The following is a 14,255-nucleotide window of genomic DNA, read 5'->3' on the forward strand; positions in this document are numbered from 1 at the left end:
CCGCCCAATTCTCCCAGAATGGACAGCGCCGCCGGTCAGGGGCCGGAAAGCGCCGGGGCCGCGGTCAGGACGTCCCTGGCCAGCGGCAGGTCGCCGGCCAGCTCGGCCGGGAACTCGGCGGGCTCTCCCCTGCCGCCCAGCAGGAAGCAGAACGCGACCACGTCCGCCGTGATGTGGGCGTCCGGTGTGCCGGGCCGGGTGTCCTCCACGCCCAGCGGCACCTGCCACTCGCCCCCGCCCGCGCCCGTCAGCGTGAGGTGGAGGGTGCGGCCGGAGCCGTCCATGCCCGACAGGAGCATCGTCCAGGGCAGCAGGCGCGCGCACAGGTCAGCGGTCGGGTGGATGTGGTCGGCGATGGGGTCGGGCAGGCGCAGCCGGGCGGTCCGGGCGGCGTCGGCCGTGTGGATCCAGGTCTCCAGGCAGCGCGCCAGGAGCTGGTCGCGGACCGGGACCTCCATGCCGTCCAGGGTGGCCGGGGTCGTGGGCGGCAGGTCGGCCAGGTGGCGGCAGAGGGCGTCGGCCTGGGCCCGCCAGTCCCTTCTCGTCTGCTCGGGGCTGCGGGTGCGCTCGTACGCCTGAACGTCGCTCGTACGTCCCGTCGAATCGGTCGCGCCCATGGGCGGCCCCAGCACGGGGGCGCCGACGGAGGCGGCCAGGAGCCCGTCCTTGGCGGCCAGGTGGGCGACGAGCTCCTGGAGGGTCCAGCCCTCGACGATCACGCGCGACCAGTCGTCGTCCACGGCCGAGGTCAGCAGCGCGTCCATCGCGGCCACCCGGCCCGCGTACGGCTCCGCCCAGGCCGCGGTGGGGGCCGCGGGCCTGCGCCGGGCCCTGGCCCCGGCCAGGAGCTGGGGCCGCAGTGAACGGGCCGGCACCTCCGGGTCCTCCATCATCGCGTCCAGATAGAGGCGCTCGATGGGGTCCATTACACCTCTTCCTCCGCAAGCGCGTCCGCCAGGCGTCTCAGCGCCAGCCGGATGCGCGATTTGGCCGTGCCCTCGGGCACGCCCAGCTCCTCGCTCACCTGCCGATAGGTCCTGCCGCCGAAGTAGGCGAGCTCCACCGCCTCCCGGAGGCCGTCGGGCAGCGAGGTCACCGCCTGCCGCACCCGTTTGGCCTCGTCCGAGGCCAGGACCGTGTCCTCCAGTCTGTCAGGTTCGCGCTCGAACAGCCTGGGTCCGAGTGCCGACACGCGCCGCCGCTCCTCGGCGCGCACGTGGTCGACCGCGCGGCGGTGCGCGATCGTCGCGAGCCAGGCGCGTAAGGTGCCGCGTTCCGGGTCATAGGACAGGGGGCGCTCCCAGAAGACCAGGAACACCTCCTGAGTGATGTCCTCGGCGATCACCCGGTCCCTGGTGACCCGCAGCGCCAGCCCGAAGATCAGCGAGGAGAGCCGATCGTAGACCTCGCCCAGCGCGGACTCATCGCCGCCGACCACCCGCTGGTGCAGCAGGCGGTCGTCGTACGGTGCCTCCACTGGCACCACACTCCCGTGTAATCCGGACCAGAAGGCGGCGGGTGCGCCGCGACCCGAGCATGTCATTATTCGCCGGAAAAGTAGAGCCGGATGACCGAGAGGCAGGGAGTTTGCCGGCGCGCGATAAGGTCGGAGGACCAATACGGAGGGAGCACGTCATGGCCACCACTCGCACCGCCACCACCCAGTGGAAGGGCAATCTGATCAACGGTTCGGGCACCGTGTCGCTCGACACCTCGGGGGTGGGCACGTTCGAGGTCTCCTGGCCGTCCAGGTCCCAGGAGGCCAACGGCAAGACGTCCCCGGAGGAGCTCATCGCGGCCGCCCACTCCTCCTGCTTCTCGATGGCGCTCTCGCACGGGCTGGCCGGCGCCGGCACCCCGCCGGAGTCGCTAGAGACCAGCGCCGACGTGACGTTCCAGCCGGGTGAGGGCATCACGGGCATCGTGCTCACGGTGAAGGGCCGCGTCCCCGGCATCTCGGCCGAGCAGTTCGCGGAGGCCGCCGAGACGGCCAAGGCCAACTGCCCGGTCAGCAAGGCCCTGACGGGCACCATGATCACGCTCGACGCCGAGCTGCTCTGACGGTCGCCGCGACCTGCCCGGCCCGGAGGCCGGGCACGTGGAGACCCCGGTACGGAGGGCGATCGGCGCATTGAGCGACCAAGAGCGTGTTCGCGTGCGACAATTGGGCCACATGCGCGAGGTCTGGCCGGGCGAGCCCTATCCACTCGGCGGCACCTGGGATGGCGTTGGCACCAGCTTTGCGGTGTTCTCCGAGGTCGCCGAGCGAGTCGAGCTGTGCCTTTTTCATGACGACGGCACCGAGGAGCGCGTCGACCTGCCCGAGGTCGACGGGTTCGTCTGGCACGGCTACCTGCCGGGCATCCAGCCGGGCCAGCGCTACGGCTACCGCGTCCACGGCCCGCACGACCCGTCGCAGGGCCACCGGTGCAACCCCGCCAAGCTGCTCCTCGATCCCTACGCCAAGGCCATCGACGGCGAGCTGACCTGGAACCAGGCGCTGTTCCCCTATTACTTCACCGATCCGACCCGGCGCAACACCGAGGACAGCGCCCCCTACATGCCGAAGAACGTGGTCATCAACCCGTTCTTCGAGTGGGGCAACGACCGGCCGCCGCGCATCCCGTACCACCAGACCGTGATCTACGAGGCCCACGTGCGCGGGCTCACCATGCGCCACCCCGACGTGCCGCCCGACCTGCGCGGCACGTACGCGGGCGTGGGGCATCCGGCGATCATCGATCACCTGCTGTCGCTGGGGGTGACGGCGGTCGAGCTGATGCCGGTCCACCACTACATCCCCGAGCACTTCCTGGTCGCCCGCGGGCTGACCAACTACTGGGGCTACAACACCATGGCCTACCTGGCGCCCCACGGCGGCTACTCCAGCGCGGGGACGCGGGGGCAGCAGGTGCTGGAGTTCAAGGCGATGGTGCGGGCGCTGCACGAGGCGGGCATCGAGGTCATCCTCGACGTCGTCTACAACCACACGGCCGAGGGCGACCACATGGGGCCCACGCTGGGGTTCCGGGGGATCGACAACGCCGCCTACTACCGGCTGCACGACGGCGACCGGCGCTACTACCTCGACTACACCGGGTGCGGAAACTCCCTCAACGTACGCTCGCCGCACGCGCTGCAGCTGATCATGGACTCGCTGCGTTACTGGGTCCTCGACATGCACGTGGACGGGTTCCGGTTCGACCTGGCCTCGGCGCTGGCCAGGGAGCTGCACGACGTCGACCGGCTGAGCGCGTTCTTCGACCTGATCCAGCAGGATCCGGTGATCTCGCAGGTCAAGCTGATCGCCGAGCCGTGGGACGTGGGGCCTGGCGGCTACCAGGTCGGGAATTTCCCGCCTTTGTGGACGGAGTGGAACGGCAAATATCGCGACATCGTGCGCGATTTCTGGAGAGGCACGCATTCCGCGCTCCCGGAGTTCGCCTCCCGCCTGACCGGCTCCGCCGACCTGTACGAGTCCTCCGGCCGCCGCCCGGTCGCCTCGATCAACTTCGTGACCTGCCACGACGGTTTCACCCTCAGCGACCTGGTCTCGTACGACCACAAGCACAACGAGGCCAACGGCGAGGACAACCGCGACGGCACCAACGACAACCGCTCCTGGAACTGCGGCGCCGAGGGCCCCGTGGAGGACCCCGGCATCGTCCAGCTCCGCCACCGCCAGCGCCGCAACTTCCTGGTCACCCTGTTCCTGTCGCAGGGGGTGCCCATGCTCTCCCACGGCGACGAGCTCGGCCGCACCCAGCGCGGCAACAACAACGCCTACTGCCAGGACAACGAGCTGGCCTGGGTCGACTGGTCGATGCTGCACACGGAGCCGGAGCTGCTGGAGTTCGTCAGGGCGCTGTCGAAGCTGCGCCGCGAGCACCCGGTCTTCCAGCGCCGCCGCTTCTTCCACGGCCGCCATCCCGAGGACGGCAAGCGCGACCTGGTCTGGCTCACCCCGGGCGGCACGGAGATGACGGCGAGCGACTGGCACATCGGCTACGCCAAGTCGCTCATGGTCTACCTCAACGGCGAGGCCATCACCGAGCCGGGGCCGCGCGGCGAGCGGATCGTGGACGACTCGTTCCTGCTGCTCATCAACGCCCACCACGAGAACATGTCGTTCACGCTGCCGGGCGAGGAGTGCGGCACCGGATGGGTGCCCGTGCTCGACACCAGCCACGAGACGATGGAGGACGCGTTCGTGGACGAGGGCTGGCAGGCAGGCGACCTGGTCGCCGTCACGGCCCGTTCCCTCCAGGTCCTGCGCCGGCCGCGCTCGCGGTGAGCAGCATCAGCGCGAACGTCGCCACCCCCGCCAGGCCGTGCAGCGTCACCGCCAGCACCGGGAACCGGCGCCCGCACGTCGTGTGCCGCCCGGCCCCGAGCCAGCGCGTGGACATCGTGAACCCCAGCAGCGCGGCCACCGCCAGCCCTCCGAACGCGGCCCACGCCAGCGCCCTGCTCCCCGTGACCAGCCCGCCCACCCAGCACACCAGCGCCGACACGGCCAGCGCCGGGTGGGAGAACACGAGCGCGGCCGGGAAGCGGGTGACCTTGGCCCGGCGCAGCCCGTCCCCGGAGAGCCAGAAGTAGAGCAGGTACACCCCGGCCAGCGCGGCGACCGCCCATGCCACAGCGGTGATCAGACCCACAGGGCCTCCCTCCCCCGATCCCCTTCCGCCACGTAAGCACGTGAACGCCCGCGCGTCCTTGGATACACAAAAGTGCTATACGCCCCATATACCGAAATGCCCGCTCGCATCTGCTAGCTTTACCTTTCCGGCCGGATGTTGTTTCCGGCCGGAAAGTGGTTGTATGACCATTTCTCTGGCAACCGTGCGGCCCGTGTGCGCCGCCGACCACCCCACCGTCGAACGGCTCTGGCTCATGTTCCGCCACGACATGGCGGAGTTCCAGGGCGGGCTGCCCAACCCCGACGCCACCTATCACAGCGACCGGCTGCGCTCGGCGCTCGAGGACGACGACTGGGCGGCCTACCTGTTCACCAGCGACGACCGGCCCGTCGGGTTCTCGTTCGTGCGCGCGCTGTCCGGCCCGGCGCGCGTGCTGAACAGCTTCTTCGTGGTACGCGGCGCGCGCCGGTCCGGGATCGGGATGGAGGTCGTGCGGGAGGTGATCTCCCGGCACCCCGGCCCCTGGAAGATCGCCTTCCAGGACTCGAACGCGGCGGCCGTCGCGTTCTGGCGGCGCGTCGCCACCGAGATCACCGGTGAGGCGTGGACGGAGGAGCGCCTGGCCGTGCCGAACCGGCCCGACGTCCCCCCGGACGCGTGGATCTCCTTCACCACGGCCTGACCAGCCCAGGAACAGGGGCGGGGCCCGCGACGAGCGGGCCCCGCCCCCGCGCGAGCTCCCGCGCGGGCCGACTGTCGGTGGGGTGTGCCAAGGTAGAGGAGTGCGGCGCATCTATCCCGACATACAAGACAACCCGGACATCGTGCAGGCGTACGCCTACCCCGAGGGGCGGCCCTGGCTGCGGCTCAACATGGTGGCCAGCGCCGACGGCGCGGCGTGGCTGAAGGGCCGCTCGGGCGGGCTGTCGAGCGCGGGTGACAAGCGGATCTTCCAGACCCTGCGCGGCCTGGCCGACGTCGTCCTCGCGGGCGCCGCGACCGTGCGCAAGGAGGGATACGGTCCCGTCCCCCCGCGTGACTGGTGGGGCGAGATCCGCGCGGGCAGGCCGGAGGTGCCGCCCATCGCGGTCATCACCCGCAGCCTGGACTTCGACCTCGACGACGAGCTGTTCACCGAAGCGCCCAGCCGGACGATCGTGATCACCTGCGAGGCCGCCCCGCACGAGCGGCGCAAGGCGGCGGCCAGGCACGCCGACGTCATCGTGGCCGGGGGCGAGAGCGTCGACCTGGCGCCGGCCGTCACGGAGCTGCACGCGCGCGGGCTGACCAGGATCCTGTGCGAGGGCGGCCCCAGGATCAACGCCCAGCTCGCGGCCCAGGACCTGGTCGACGAGATGTGCCTGTCCATCAGCCCGCTGCTGGTGGGGGGCGGCGCGGCGCGCATACTCAACGGCGAGCCCTCGGAGGTCTCGCTACGCCTCAGCCAGGTGCTGGAGGAGGAGGGGGTCCTCTTCTGCAAATACGACAGGGAGCAGAGCCATGACCGAGCCGACTGAGCCGACCGGGCCAGCGGAGTCCGCCGAAGAGCAGCCGGTGCCCAACCTGCCGGTGCGCCCGCCGGTGCCGCCCATGCTGGCCAAGCCGGTCAAGGCCATGCCCAAGCAGAACGGCTCGCTGTTCTACGAGCCGAAGTGGGACGGTTTCCGGTGCATCGTGTTCCGCGACGGCGACGAGGTCTATCTGGGCAGCCGCAACGAGCGACCCTTCACGCGCTACTTCCCGGAGCTGGTCGAGGCGGTCAGGGCGGAGCTGCCGGACAGGTGCGTGGTGGACGGCGAGATCGTGCTGCCGAGGGGGTCGCAGCTCGACTTCGACGCGCTGCAGCAGCGCATCCATCCGGCGGCCTCGCGGGTGAAGCTGCTGTCGGAGCAGACGCCGGCCCAGTTCGTCGCGTTCGACCTGCTGGCGCTGGGCGACGAGTCGCTGATGGAGACGCCGTTCTCGGAGCGCCGCGCGCGGCTTGAGGGGATATTTTCGGAAAAGGGCGAGTCCATTCGGCTGACCCCGGTCACGACCAACGACGAGCAGGCGGCCGAGTGGTTCGAGATGTTCGAGGGGGCGGGGCTCGACGGCATCATCGTCAAGCCGGGCGACCAGCCGTACATCCCCGACAAGCGCACGATGTTCAAGGTCAAGCACGAGCGCACGGCCGACGTGGTGATCTGCGGCTACCGCGAGCACAAGTCGGGTCCGATCGTGGGGTCGCTGCTGCTCGGCCTCTACGGTGACGACGGCCGGCTGCACCACGTGGGCGTGGCGGCCTCGTTCCCGATAGCGCGCAGGGCCGAGCTGGTCGAGGAGATCAAGCCGTACCTCGCGGAGCTGAGCGAGCACCCCTGGGGCCACTGGGCCCAGCAGGCGGCGGCCAACGTCGGCCAGCCCGCCGCCGGGCCCGCGACGGGCGGGCAGCGGGTGCCCGGAGCGGTGTCGCGGTGGAACGCCAAGAAGGACCTGTCGTTCATCCCGCTCAGGCCGGAGCTGGTGATCGAGGTGGCCTACGACCAGATGGAAGGCGACCGGTTCCGGCACACGGCGCAGTGGCGGCGCTGGCGGCCCGACCGCACGCCGGAGTCATGCACGTACGAGCAGCTCGAACGTCCCGTGAGTTACAACCTGGACGACATCCTTGCCCGGTAGCCACGCCACCCGTTATATCTCGACATATGAGTACAGGGGATGAGTTAAAGGCAGCTGTGTCCGCCCGCCGGGACCTCGGGCCGGAGTTCGAGGACGCCGTGGTCGAGTCCTTCCTCGACAAGATGGGGCAGGAGGTCGACCGGCGGGTGGATGAGCGCATCGCGCAGCGGGCGTCGAAGGCGCCGGCACGCGACCGGGCGCCCGACGGGCAGCGGCTCGCCCTGGCGATCGTCTCGCTCAGCCTTGGCACCATCTCCACCCTCCTGCTGGTCCTGCTGGGGGACGGCAAGGCGGGCTATCTGGTGCCGATCTGGCTCGGGATCATCATCATCAACGTGATCTTCAACTCGGGGAGGTCGAACGACAAGAGCGGCTGACTCCGGCGGCCCGCGCCTGTCCTTCACTCCGGGGAGGTGTCGGTCTCCACCGACCAGCTCCGGCGCGCGTTCAGCGTGGCGGGCCGGCGCCGCTCCTCGTAGAGCATCGGACCATCCAGGCCGGACCGGAAACCCGCGGGCGTGAGGGACCCCGCCCCCACATCACCGGACCACGGACACGATCCGTGCCGCCCGGACGCGGCGAGAACGCGGGCGACCTGATCCCGTCACCACCGCCTCGGCGCCGAGGTCCTATGTGAGCCAGATGAGTCCGGCGAAACGGCCGCCCGGCTGCTCCCTGCGGTGCGAGTAGAGCTCCGCCGACTCGATCGTGCAGCGGGCGTCATGGCGTACGTCCTGGACCCCCGCGGCACGGAGCTGGGCCTCGATCCCGGCCCGCAGGTCGAGCGCGGGCGTCTCCCACGACGTCGTGGACCACGTCTCGGGGACGCGGGAGGCCACCCGCTCGCGCAGGTCGGCGGGCACCTCGTAGCAGCGGCCGCACGCGCCGGGCCCGACCAGCGCGACCATCCGGCCCGGCACCGCGCCCTTGGCCGCCATGGCCGCCACCAGGGCGCTCGCGATGCCCGCCTCGGTGCCGGGGCGGCCGGAGTGCGCGGCGCCCACCATGCGCGCCACCGGATCGGCCACCAGCACCGCCGGGCAGTCGGCCCCGAGCGAGGCCAGCGCCAGCCCCGGCGCGGTGGTGAACACGCCGTCGAGCGCGGGCGGATCGTCCCCGAAGGGCTCGCTCACGTACGCGACATCGGCGCTGTGAACCTGGCGCATGAACACGACGCCCCGCACGCCCAGCTCGGCGGCCACCCCCGCCCGGTTGGCCCGCACGGCCTCCGGGTCGTCGCCGACCATCCCGCCGAGGTTGCGCGACCCGAACGGCGGGACGCTGATCCCCCCGTGGCGATCGGTGACGGCGACACGCACTCCAGGGGCCAGCTCCATGGCTCGATCTTAGAGCGCGAGGCTCACCGGCCCTGCCAGGTGGCCCGCTCCTTGGCGAGGAAGGCGGGCACGGCGGCATGGAAGTCGGCGCTGCCGAAGACCGTGGCCACGATGTCGTCCCCGTCCGGCAGGCCGGCCACGCGCAGCCGCCTGACCGCCTCCTTGGCCGCCCACATCGACAGCGGCGCGTGGGAGAGCAGCCGCTCCTCCACCTCCGCCTGCCGCGCGGGCAGGTCGCCGGGAGCACACAGCTCGGCCACGAACCCGGCGGCGTGCGCCTCCTCGGCCGTGTACATGCGGGCCCGCAGCAGCATGTCCAGCGTGCGGGCGGGGCCGAGGTGGTGGACGAGCAGCGAGTACGTGTTCATCGACAGGCAGTTGCCCAGCGTCCTCGCGATGGGAGCCCCGAACCGGGCACCCGGCACGGCCAGCCGCAGGTCGCAGGCGGCGGCCACGACCAGGCCCCCGCCCACGCAGTAGCCCTGGACGACGGCCACGGTGGGCACTTTGACGCGTTCGAGCCGGTCGATGATCCGCTGGACCTTGCGCTCGTACGCGATCCCATCGTCCCCATCAACAAAGGTGGAAAACTGCGAAATATCGGTGCCCGCGACGAAGGCCCGCCCACCGGCCCCCGACAACACGAGCAGCTTGACGGCGGGATCCGCGTCGGCCCGCTCGCAGGCGTCGTAAAGGCCGTCCCACATCGCCCAGGTCAGCGCGTTGTGCTGCTCGGGCCGGTTGAACGTGACCCGCAGCACGGGCCCGTCGGCGTCGATGACGAGCTCGGTCACACCGTCTCCTTGACTCTCCGTGGGATGAGCAGCGGCGCAATCGGCAGATCAAACTTTACGTTCCCGCTGAAGAACGAGGCCGGCAGCCCCCACACCCAGCTCCGGCTGCTCGTCGAAGAGCAGCGGCGCTGCGGGGCGAGGACGACACGGGACGCCGCGCGGAAGTGGTCTAGGACGAGGAGTTCAGCGGCTGAGGCGGTGGACGGTGAGCGGGCCGCCGCCCCAGCGGCCGATCGCCTCGTCGTCGGCGAAGGCCAGCACGCGCATCATGTTGCCGCCGTCGCTGAGGTTCACGTTGCGGCGCAGCCTCCGCCGCAGCGGGCGCGGCAGGGCGGTCGTGCCGGCCTCGACCGTGTCGCCGTAGTGCGGGGCGAAGGAGACGCCCGCGAAGCCGGTACGACTCAGCAGCCTGCGCACGGTCCACGGGGAGTAGAACATCAGGTGATTCCTGGTGAAGCCGCTCCACGCCGGCCCGTACGCCTTGAGCAGCAGCGACTGGGCGTTCACGGTCAGGATGAGCAGCACGCCGCCGGGCGCCAGCAGGCGCCGGAAGCTTCGGAAGTCGTCCAGCGGCCTGGGCAGGTGCGCGAGCACCGACCAGAGGGTGATCACGTCGAACCCGCCCGCGGCGATCTCCGGCACGTCCTCGGGGGCGCCCAGATACGCGCGCGCCCTGCTCAGCCGCTCGTTGGCCTGGACGACGGACTCCGGCGACAGGTCCACGCCCCAGGCGTCGAACCCGCGCCGCTCGGCCAGCTCCAGGAACAGCCCGGTCCCCGAGCCGAAGTCGAGCAGCCGGCGCTCCTTGCCCTCGTCGAACACCGGCGAGAACGCGTCCATGGTCAGCTCGTACCGGCGCTGCCGTTTTGCGGCGTATGAGCCGGTCAGGAAGGTGTTGTAGCCGGTGGCGTACAGGTCGCCGAGGCGTTCGGGCAAGATGTTGGGGTTGCGGTAGAGGAAGCCGCACGAGGGGCAGCGGACGACGTGATAGTGCCAGCCGTTGCCGGAGGGCTCGAACATCGGCTGCTGGCGCGACTCCCCGCACATCATGCAGGCCAGGAACTCCTCGTTCGCCTTCAGCGGCCTGAGCCTGCGGTAGTCCGTCAGCTCCATGACCGGGGCCCGCGTGGTCAGCAGCTGCCACTGCGCCTCGCGCACCAGGCGCTCCCCCGGACGGACGTACACGCGCTGCGCCCAGGGAATGCGGTCGTATCGGGAGCCATACACCAACCGGCTCAACAGTCGATATGCCATGCGAAGCGTCATCCCCGACGCCAAGGACCGCTATGCGTGAAGATCCGGGCACTTTACGTGATCTTAGGGCTTCATGGCGAATGATGACAAGCAAGCATATGCTTGGTCCGTGTCTGACTATCGCAATCTCGTCGGCGGCGAGCTGGTCCCCGCAAGCGACGGCAGAACCCTCGACTCGGTCAACCCGGCGACCGGGGAGGTGTGGGCGCGGATCCCGGCGAGCGGAGCGCCCGACGCCGAGGCGGCCGTGGCGGCGGCCCGGCGCGCCTTCCCAGGCTGGTCCGCGCTGCCCGCCCTGGCCAGAGCGGGTTACCTGCGCAAGGTGTCGGAGGTGTTCGCCCGCAACGCCGAGGAGCTGGCCAGGCTGGAGACGCGCGACAACGGCCGGATCCTGCGCGACACGCTGAAGAAGGACCTGCCCGGGATGGCGTACCTGTGGCAACTGGCCGCCGGGCAGTGCCTGGACGCGGCCAAGGGCGACACGGTCATCCTCGGCCCGGACACGCTCGGGCTGACGCGGCGGGAGCCGTACGGGGTGGCGGTCTGCATCATCCCGTGGAACTCGCCCATCTCCACGTTCTCGGCCAAGGCGGCGTACGCGCTGGCGGCAGGCAACACGGTGATCGTCAAGCCGGCCGAGCAGGCGAGCGCGTCGGTGCTGCGGCTGGGCGAGCTGCTGGCGGAGGTGTTCCCGCCCGGGGTGCTGAACATCGTCAGCGGCCTGGGCGAGGAGGTGGGGGACGCGCTCGTACGGCACCGCGACGTCGCCAAGATCAGCCTCACCGGCTCGACGGCCACCGGCCAGGCCATCACCCGGGCGTCGGCGGACGCGCTGAAGCCGCTGACGTTCGAGCTCGGGGGCAAGTCCCCGAACATCGTCTTCCCCGACGCCGACCTGGACGCGGCCGCCCAGGGCGTCACCGTGAACTCCGTCTACACGGGCAACGCCGGGCAGGTCTGCGTGGCGGGCTCCCGCATCCTCATCCACCACTCGATCTGGGACGAGATGCTGGACCGCATCGCGCGCATCTGCGCCGAGCTGGTCCTGGACGACCCGCTCGACCTGCGGACGACCATGGGCCCGATCGTCTCCTCGGCCCAGTACGAGCACGTGAGGTCGTACCTGGAGCTGGCCGAGAAGGAGGGGGCGAGCCTGCTCTTCGGCGGGCGTACGGGGGCGGAGGTGGTGCCCGGCCTGCCGGGCGGCTACTGGGTCTCCCCCACCCTCTACACGACCACGGACAACTCGCTCCGGCTCTGCCAGGAGGAGATCTTCGGCCCGGTGGCGGTGGCCATGCCGTTCTCCTCCGACGAGGAGGCCCTGGAGATCGCGAACGACTCCCGCTACGGCCTGGCGGCCGGCGTCTGGACGCGTGACCTGGGGCGGGCGCACCGTTTCGTGCGCGATCTGCAGAGCGGGACGGTGTGGGTGAACACGTTCCGGCAGATGCCGCCCGGCCTCCCGTTCGGGGGCGTCAAGGACAGCGGGTACGGGCACGATTCGGTCCTCGAGTACACCCGCGAAAAGGCGGCCATAATCCAGATTTAGTCGGATAGATTTACGCCTCATGAGCGAGGGGATCAAGGACGAATCCGAGCTGCCGGACGCAGCCGCGCAGTCCCGTGCGTCCGTACTACGCAGTCGTGCCGAATCGTACATCGCCCTGTCGAGGTACGACGCCGCGATCGCGGATCTGACGGAATCGATCGCGTTAGTACCGGACAACGCCCGCGCCTGGCGGCTGCGCGGCGAGAGCCACCGCGTCATCGAACGCTACGAGACCGCCCTGGAGGACTTCGACGAGGCGCTCAAGCTGGAGCCGGACAGCGCGTACGCGCTGGGCTCCCGGGGCCAGACGTACGCCGCGATGGGCCGCCTGGACGAGGCCATGACCGACTTCGAGCACGCCCTCACCCTCTCCCCCGACTCCCTGTGGATCCTGGAGGCGAAGGCCGACGTCCTGGTGGACCTGGACCGCCTGGACGAGGCCCTGGAGGAACACGCCAAGATCATCGCTCTGAACGCGGACCTCCCCTACTCCTGGGCCGCCCGGGGCGACCTGTACCAGCGCATGCACCTCTACGCCGAGGCCATCGAGGACTACACGAAGGCGCTGGAGGCGAACCCGGAGTACGTGCGCGCGCTGAGCCGGCGGGGCGAGGCGTACCGCATGATCGACCGGTACGACGAGGCGCTGGCGGACCTGAGCCGCGCGGTGGAGCTGGACCCCGAGAACGACCGGGCCTATGGCAGCCGGGGGGCGGTGCTGAGCGAGCTGGGCGACAACGAGGCGGCGCTGAGCGATCTGAACCGGGCGATCGAGCTGGATCCCGAGTACATCTGGGCGTTCCGCGTACGCGGGGAGATCCTTCAGGAGACGGACCGCCACGAGGAGGCGATCTCCGACTTCACCCGGGCCCTGCACCTGGAGTTCGGAGACTGATCTCGCGGGCGGGAGTGGCGGCCAGGTGCGTGACCTGGCCGCGCCCCCGTCTATGCGTTGCGGGTCTCCAGCAACCGGTCGAGCCTGCGGCCGAGGTCGACCATGTCGTGCCGCAGGGAGTCGAATACTCCGAGGATCTCCGCGCGGGCGGAGATGAATTGATCGTTGCTCTGCCGTCGAAGACCTGTCAGTTCGTCGCCCAGGGCCGCGAAGTCCTGGGAGATCTCCAGCTGAACATCCGCGATCTCGGCCCGCATCTCGGCGACGGCGATGTCCGCCGAGGTGATCTTCGAGCCTTTCGCGCGTGTACGTCTCCCCGTTCGCAGGTGGGCATGGCTGTAGTCGTCAGAATCTGCGTCACCGGAACGCACGATCGCTTCGAACGCGTCGATGCGGAGCTTCAAAGCGCGGATCTCCGCCTCAATGTCCACGTACTCCTGCCTTTGCATGTACTCGGAAGGGATTCCGTGCCCCGATGACGCGGATCTCCGCTTCCTCTGAGGACATCGTCGCAGGTAGCGCGAGATTGCGAGGCTCGGCGAGAACGCTCTGGGTGTGGTTTTCTCTGTCTCGGGAGTGCCAGAGATCTCTGCGGGGATGACGTATGTAAGCCGCGCGGTCGCAGGAAATGACCAACCATCCGATGACTCTCCAAGGGGGATAAATGCGGATGGATCTGTGCATGATGGTCGGCATGATTGACAAGATCGCGTGGATCCACCTGGCGGACGGCAAGATCCTCAGCACCCGGTCACGGGGCAAGACCGTCTACTACCTCCCCGGCGGCAAGCGCGAACCCGGCGAGAGCGACCTCGACACCCTCGTCCGCGAGATCGACGAGGAGCTGTCGGTCGCCATCGTCCCCGCCACCGCCGTCCACCTGGGCACGTACCAGGCTCAGGCGGACAGCCACGCCGAGGGCGTGATCGTGAAGATGACCTGCTACACCGCCGACCACGAGGGGACGCCGACGCCCAGCAGCGAGATCGAGGAGGTCGTCTGGCTCACCTACGCCGACCGCGACCGCGTGGCGCCCGTGGACCAGATCATCTTCGACGACCTCCACCAGGACGGCCGCCTGCGCTGACCCGATGTCCGTCCGGGGGCTGCCCGGACGGACATCGG

Annotated in this window: 16 protein-coding genes; 9 read left to right on the forward strand and 7 right to left on the reverse strand. The window is 70.2% G+C overall.

Going from position 1 to position 14,255, the window contains the following annotated elements; all coding sequences use genetic code 11:
* Positions 1–35 precede the first annotated feature (35 nt).
* Positions 36–926: a maleylpyruvate isomerase family mycothiol-dependent enzyme gene (locus AB0L65_RS02135; RefSeq protein WP_364239503.1), complete on the reverse strand. Its 891-nt coding sequence runs from the start codon at positions 924–926 to the stop codon at positions 36–38.
* Positions 926–1,483, reverse strand: a complete 558-nt coding sequence (locus tag AB0L65_RS02140; RefSeq protein WP_350722683.1) for a sigma-70 family RNA polymerase sigma factor — start codon at positions 1,481–1,483, stop codon at positions 926–928. The genes AB0L65_RS02135 and AB0L65_RS02140 overlap by 1 nt, the downstream gene beginning before the upstream one ends.
* A 152-nt stretch (positions 1,484–1,635) precedes the next feature.
* Here AB0L65_RS02140 and AB0L65_RS02145 point away from each other — a divergent pair, with 152 nt between their 5' ends.
* Together AB0L65_RS02145 and glgX are read left to right on the forward strand one after the other, a co-directional pair.
* On the forward strand, positions 1,636–2,061 hold the full coding sequence (locus tag AB0L65_RS02145) for an OsmC family protein (RefSeq protein ID WP_364239504.1): 426 nt from the start codon (positions 1,636–1,638) through the stop codon (positions 2,059–2,061).
* Positions 2,062–2,173: 112 nt separating this feature from the next.
* Positions 2,174–4,294, forward strand: a complete 2,121-nt coding sequence (gene glgX, locus AB0L65_RS02150; RefSeq protein ID WP_364239506.1) for a glycogen debranching protein GlgX — start codon at positions 2,174–2,176, stop codon at positions 4,292–4,294.
* On the opposite strand, the gene AB0L65_RS02155 is transcribed toward glgX, so the two are convergent.
* Complete coding sequence (locus AB0L65_RS02155) at positions 4,248–4,661, reverse strand: hypothetical protein (protein ID WP_364239507.1); 414 nt, start codon at positions 4,659–4,661, stop codon at positions 4,248–4,250. The two genes, glgX and AB0L65_RS02155, sit on opposite strands and share 47 nt — an antisense overlap.
* Positions 4,662–4,824: 163 nt before the next feature.
* Here AB0L65_RS02155 and AB0L65_RS02160 point away from each other — a divergent pair, with 163 nt between their 5' ends.
* From AB0L65_RS02160 to AB0L65_RS02175, 4 genes are all read left to right on the forward strand, one after another.
* A complete protein-coding gene (locus AB0L65_RS02160) occupies positions 4,825–5,325 on the forward strand; it encodes a GNAT family N-acetyltransferase (RefSeq protein ID WP_364239509.1) in 501 nt (166 codons plus the stop codon).
* A gap of 100 nt (positions 5,326–5,425) precedes the next feature.
* Positions 5,426–6,160, forward strand: coding sequence for a pyrimidine reductase family protein (locus AB0L65_RS02165; RefSeq protein WP_364239511.1), 735 nt, complete (start codon positions 5,426–5,428; stop codon positions 6,158–6,160).
* Positions 6,144–7,301 (forward strand): ATP-dependent DNA ligase, encoded by a 1,158-nt coding sequence (locus AB0L65_RS02170; RefSeq protein ID WP_364239512.1) that lies wholly within the window; start codon positions 6,144–6,146, stop codon positions 7,299–7,301. Before AB0L65_RS02165 ends, AB0L65_RS02170 begins: the two co-directional genes overlap by 17 nt.
* Before the next feature lie 56 nt (positions 7,302–7,357).
* Complete coding sequence (locus AB0L65_RS02175; RefSeq protein WP_364239513.1) at positions 7,358–7,678, forward strand: hypothetical protein; 321 nt, start codon at positions 7,358–7,360, stop codon at positions 7,676–7,678.
* Between the two features lie 252 nt (positions 7,679–7,930).
* Here AB0L65_RS02175 and pgeF read toward each other — a convergent pair whose 3' ends face one another.
* From pgeF to AB0L65_RS02190, 3 genes are all read right to left on the reverse strand, one after another.
* Positions 7,931–8,638 carry a peptidoglycan editing factor PgeF gene (gene pgeF / locus AB0L65_RS02180; protein ID WP_364239515.1) on the reverse strand — a complete coding sequence of 236 codons (708 nt, stop codon included), beginning with the start codon at positions 8,636–8,638 and terminating at the stop codon, positions 7,931–7,933.
* Positions 8,639–8,661: 23 nt separating this feature from the next.
* A complete protein-coding gene (locus tag AB0L65_RS02185) occupies positions 8,662–9,432 on the reverse strand; it encodes an enoyl-CoA hydratase/isomerase family protein (RefSeq protein ID WP_364239517.1) in 771 nt (256 codons plus the stop codon).
* A gap of 183 nt (positions 9,433–9,615) precedes the next feature.
* Positions 9,616–10,659 carry a class I SAM-dependent methyltransferase gene (locus tag AB0L65_RS02190; RefSeq protein ID WP_364239519.1) on the reverse strand — a complete coding sequence of 348 codons (1,044 nt, stop codon included), beginning with the start codon at positions 10,657–10,659 and terminating at the stop codon, positions 9,616–9,618.
* A gap of 136 nt (positions 10,660–10,795) precedes the next feature.
* On the opposite strand from AB0L65_RS02190, the gene AB0L65_RS02195 reads away from it, so the two are divergent.
* Both AB0L65_RS02195 and AB0L65_RS02200 read left to right on the forward strand, forming a co-directional pair.
* Complete coding sequence (locus AB0L65_RS02195; RefSeq protein WP_364239521.1) at positions 10,796–12,235, forward strand: aldehyde dehydrogenase family protein; 1,440 nt, start codon at positions 10,796–10,798, stop codon at positions 12,233–12,235.
* 19 nt (positions 12,236–12,254) lie between these two features.
* The gene (locus AB0L65_RS02200; protein ID WP_364239523.1) at positions 12,255–13,130 is read left to right on the forward strand and encodes a tetratricopeptide repeat protein; all 876 of its coding nucleotides are present in this window, start codon (positions 12,255–12,257) and stop codon (positions 13,128–13,130) included.
* Positions 13,131–13,180: 50 nt separating this feature from the next.
* On the opposite strand, the gene AB0L65_RS02205 is transcribed toward AB0L65_RS02200, so the two are convergent.
* Positions 13,181–13,561, reverse strand: a complete 381-nt coding sequence (locus tag AB0L65_RS02205; RefSeq protein WP_364239525.1) for a hypothetical protein — start codon at positions 13,559–13,561, stop codon at positions 13,181–13,183.
* Between the two features lie 263 nt (positions 13,562–13,824).
* On the opposite strand from AB0L65_RS02205, the gene AB0L65_RS02210 reads away from it, so the two are divergent.
* Complete coding sequence (locus tag AB0L65_RS02210; RefSeq protein WP_364239527.1) at positions 13,825–14,217, forward strand: NUDIX domain-containing protein; 393 nt, start codon at positions 13,825–13,827, stop codon at positions 14,215–14,217.
* Positions 14,218–14,255 lie beyond the last annotated feature (38 nt).

This window comes from Nonomuraea sp. NPDC052116 (genome assembly GCF_040680035.1).
Lineage (GTDB): Bacteria > Actinomycetota > Actinomycetes > Streptosporangiales > Streptosporangiaceae > Nonomuraea > Nonomuraea angiospora_A.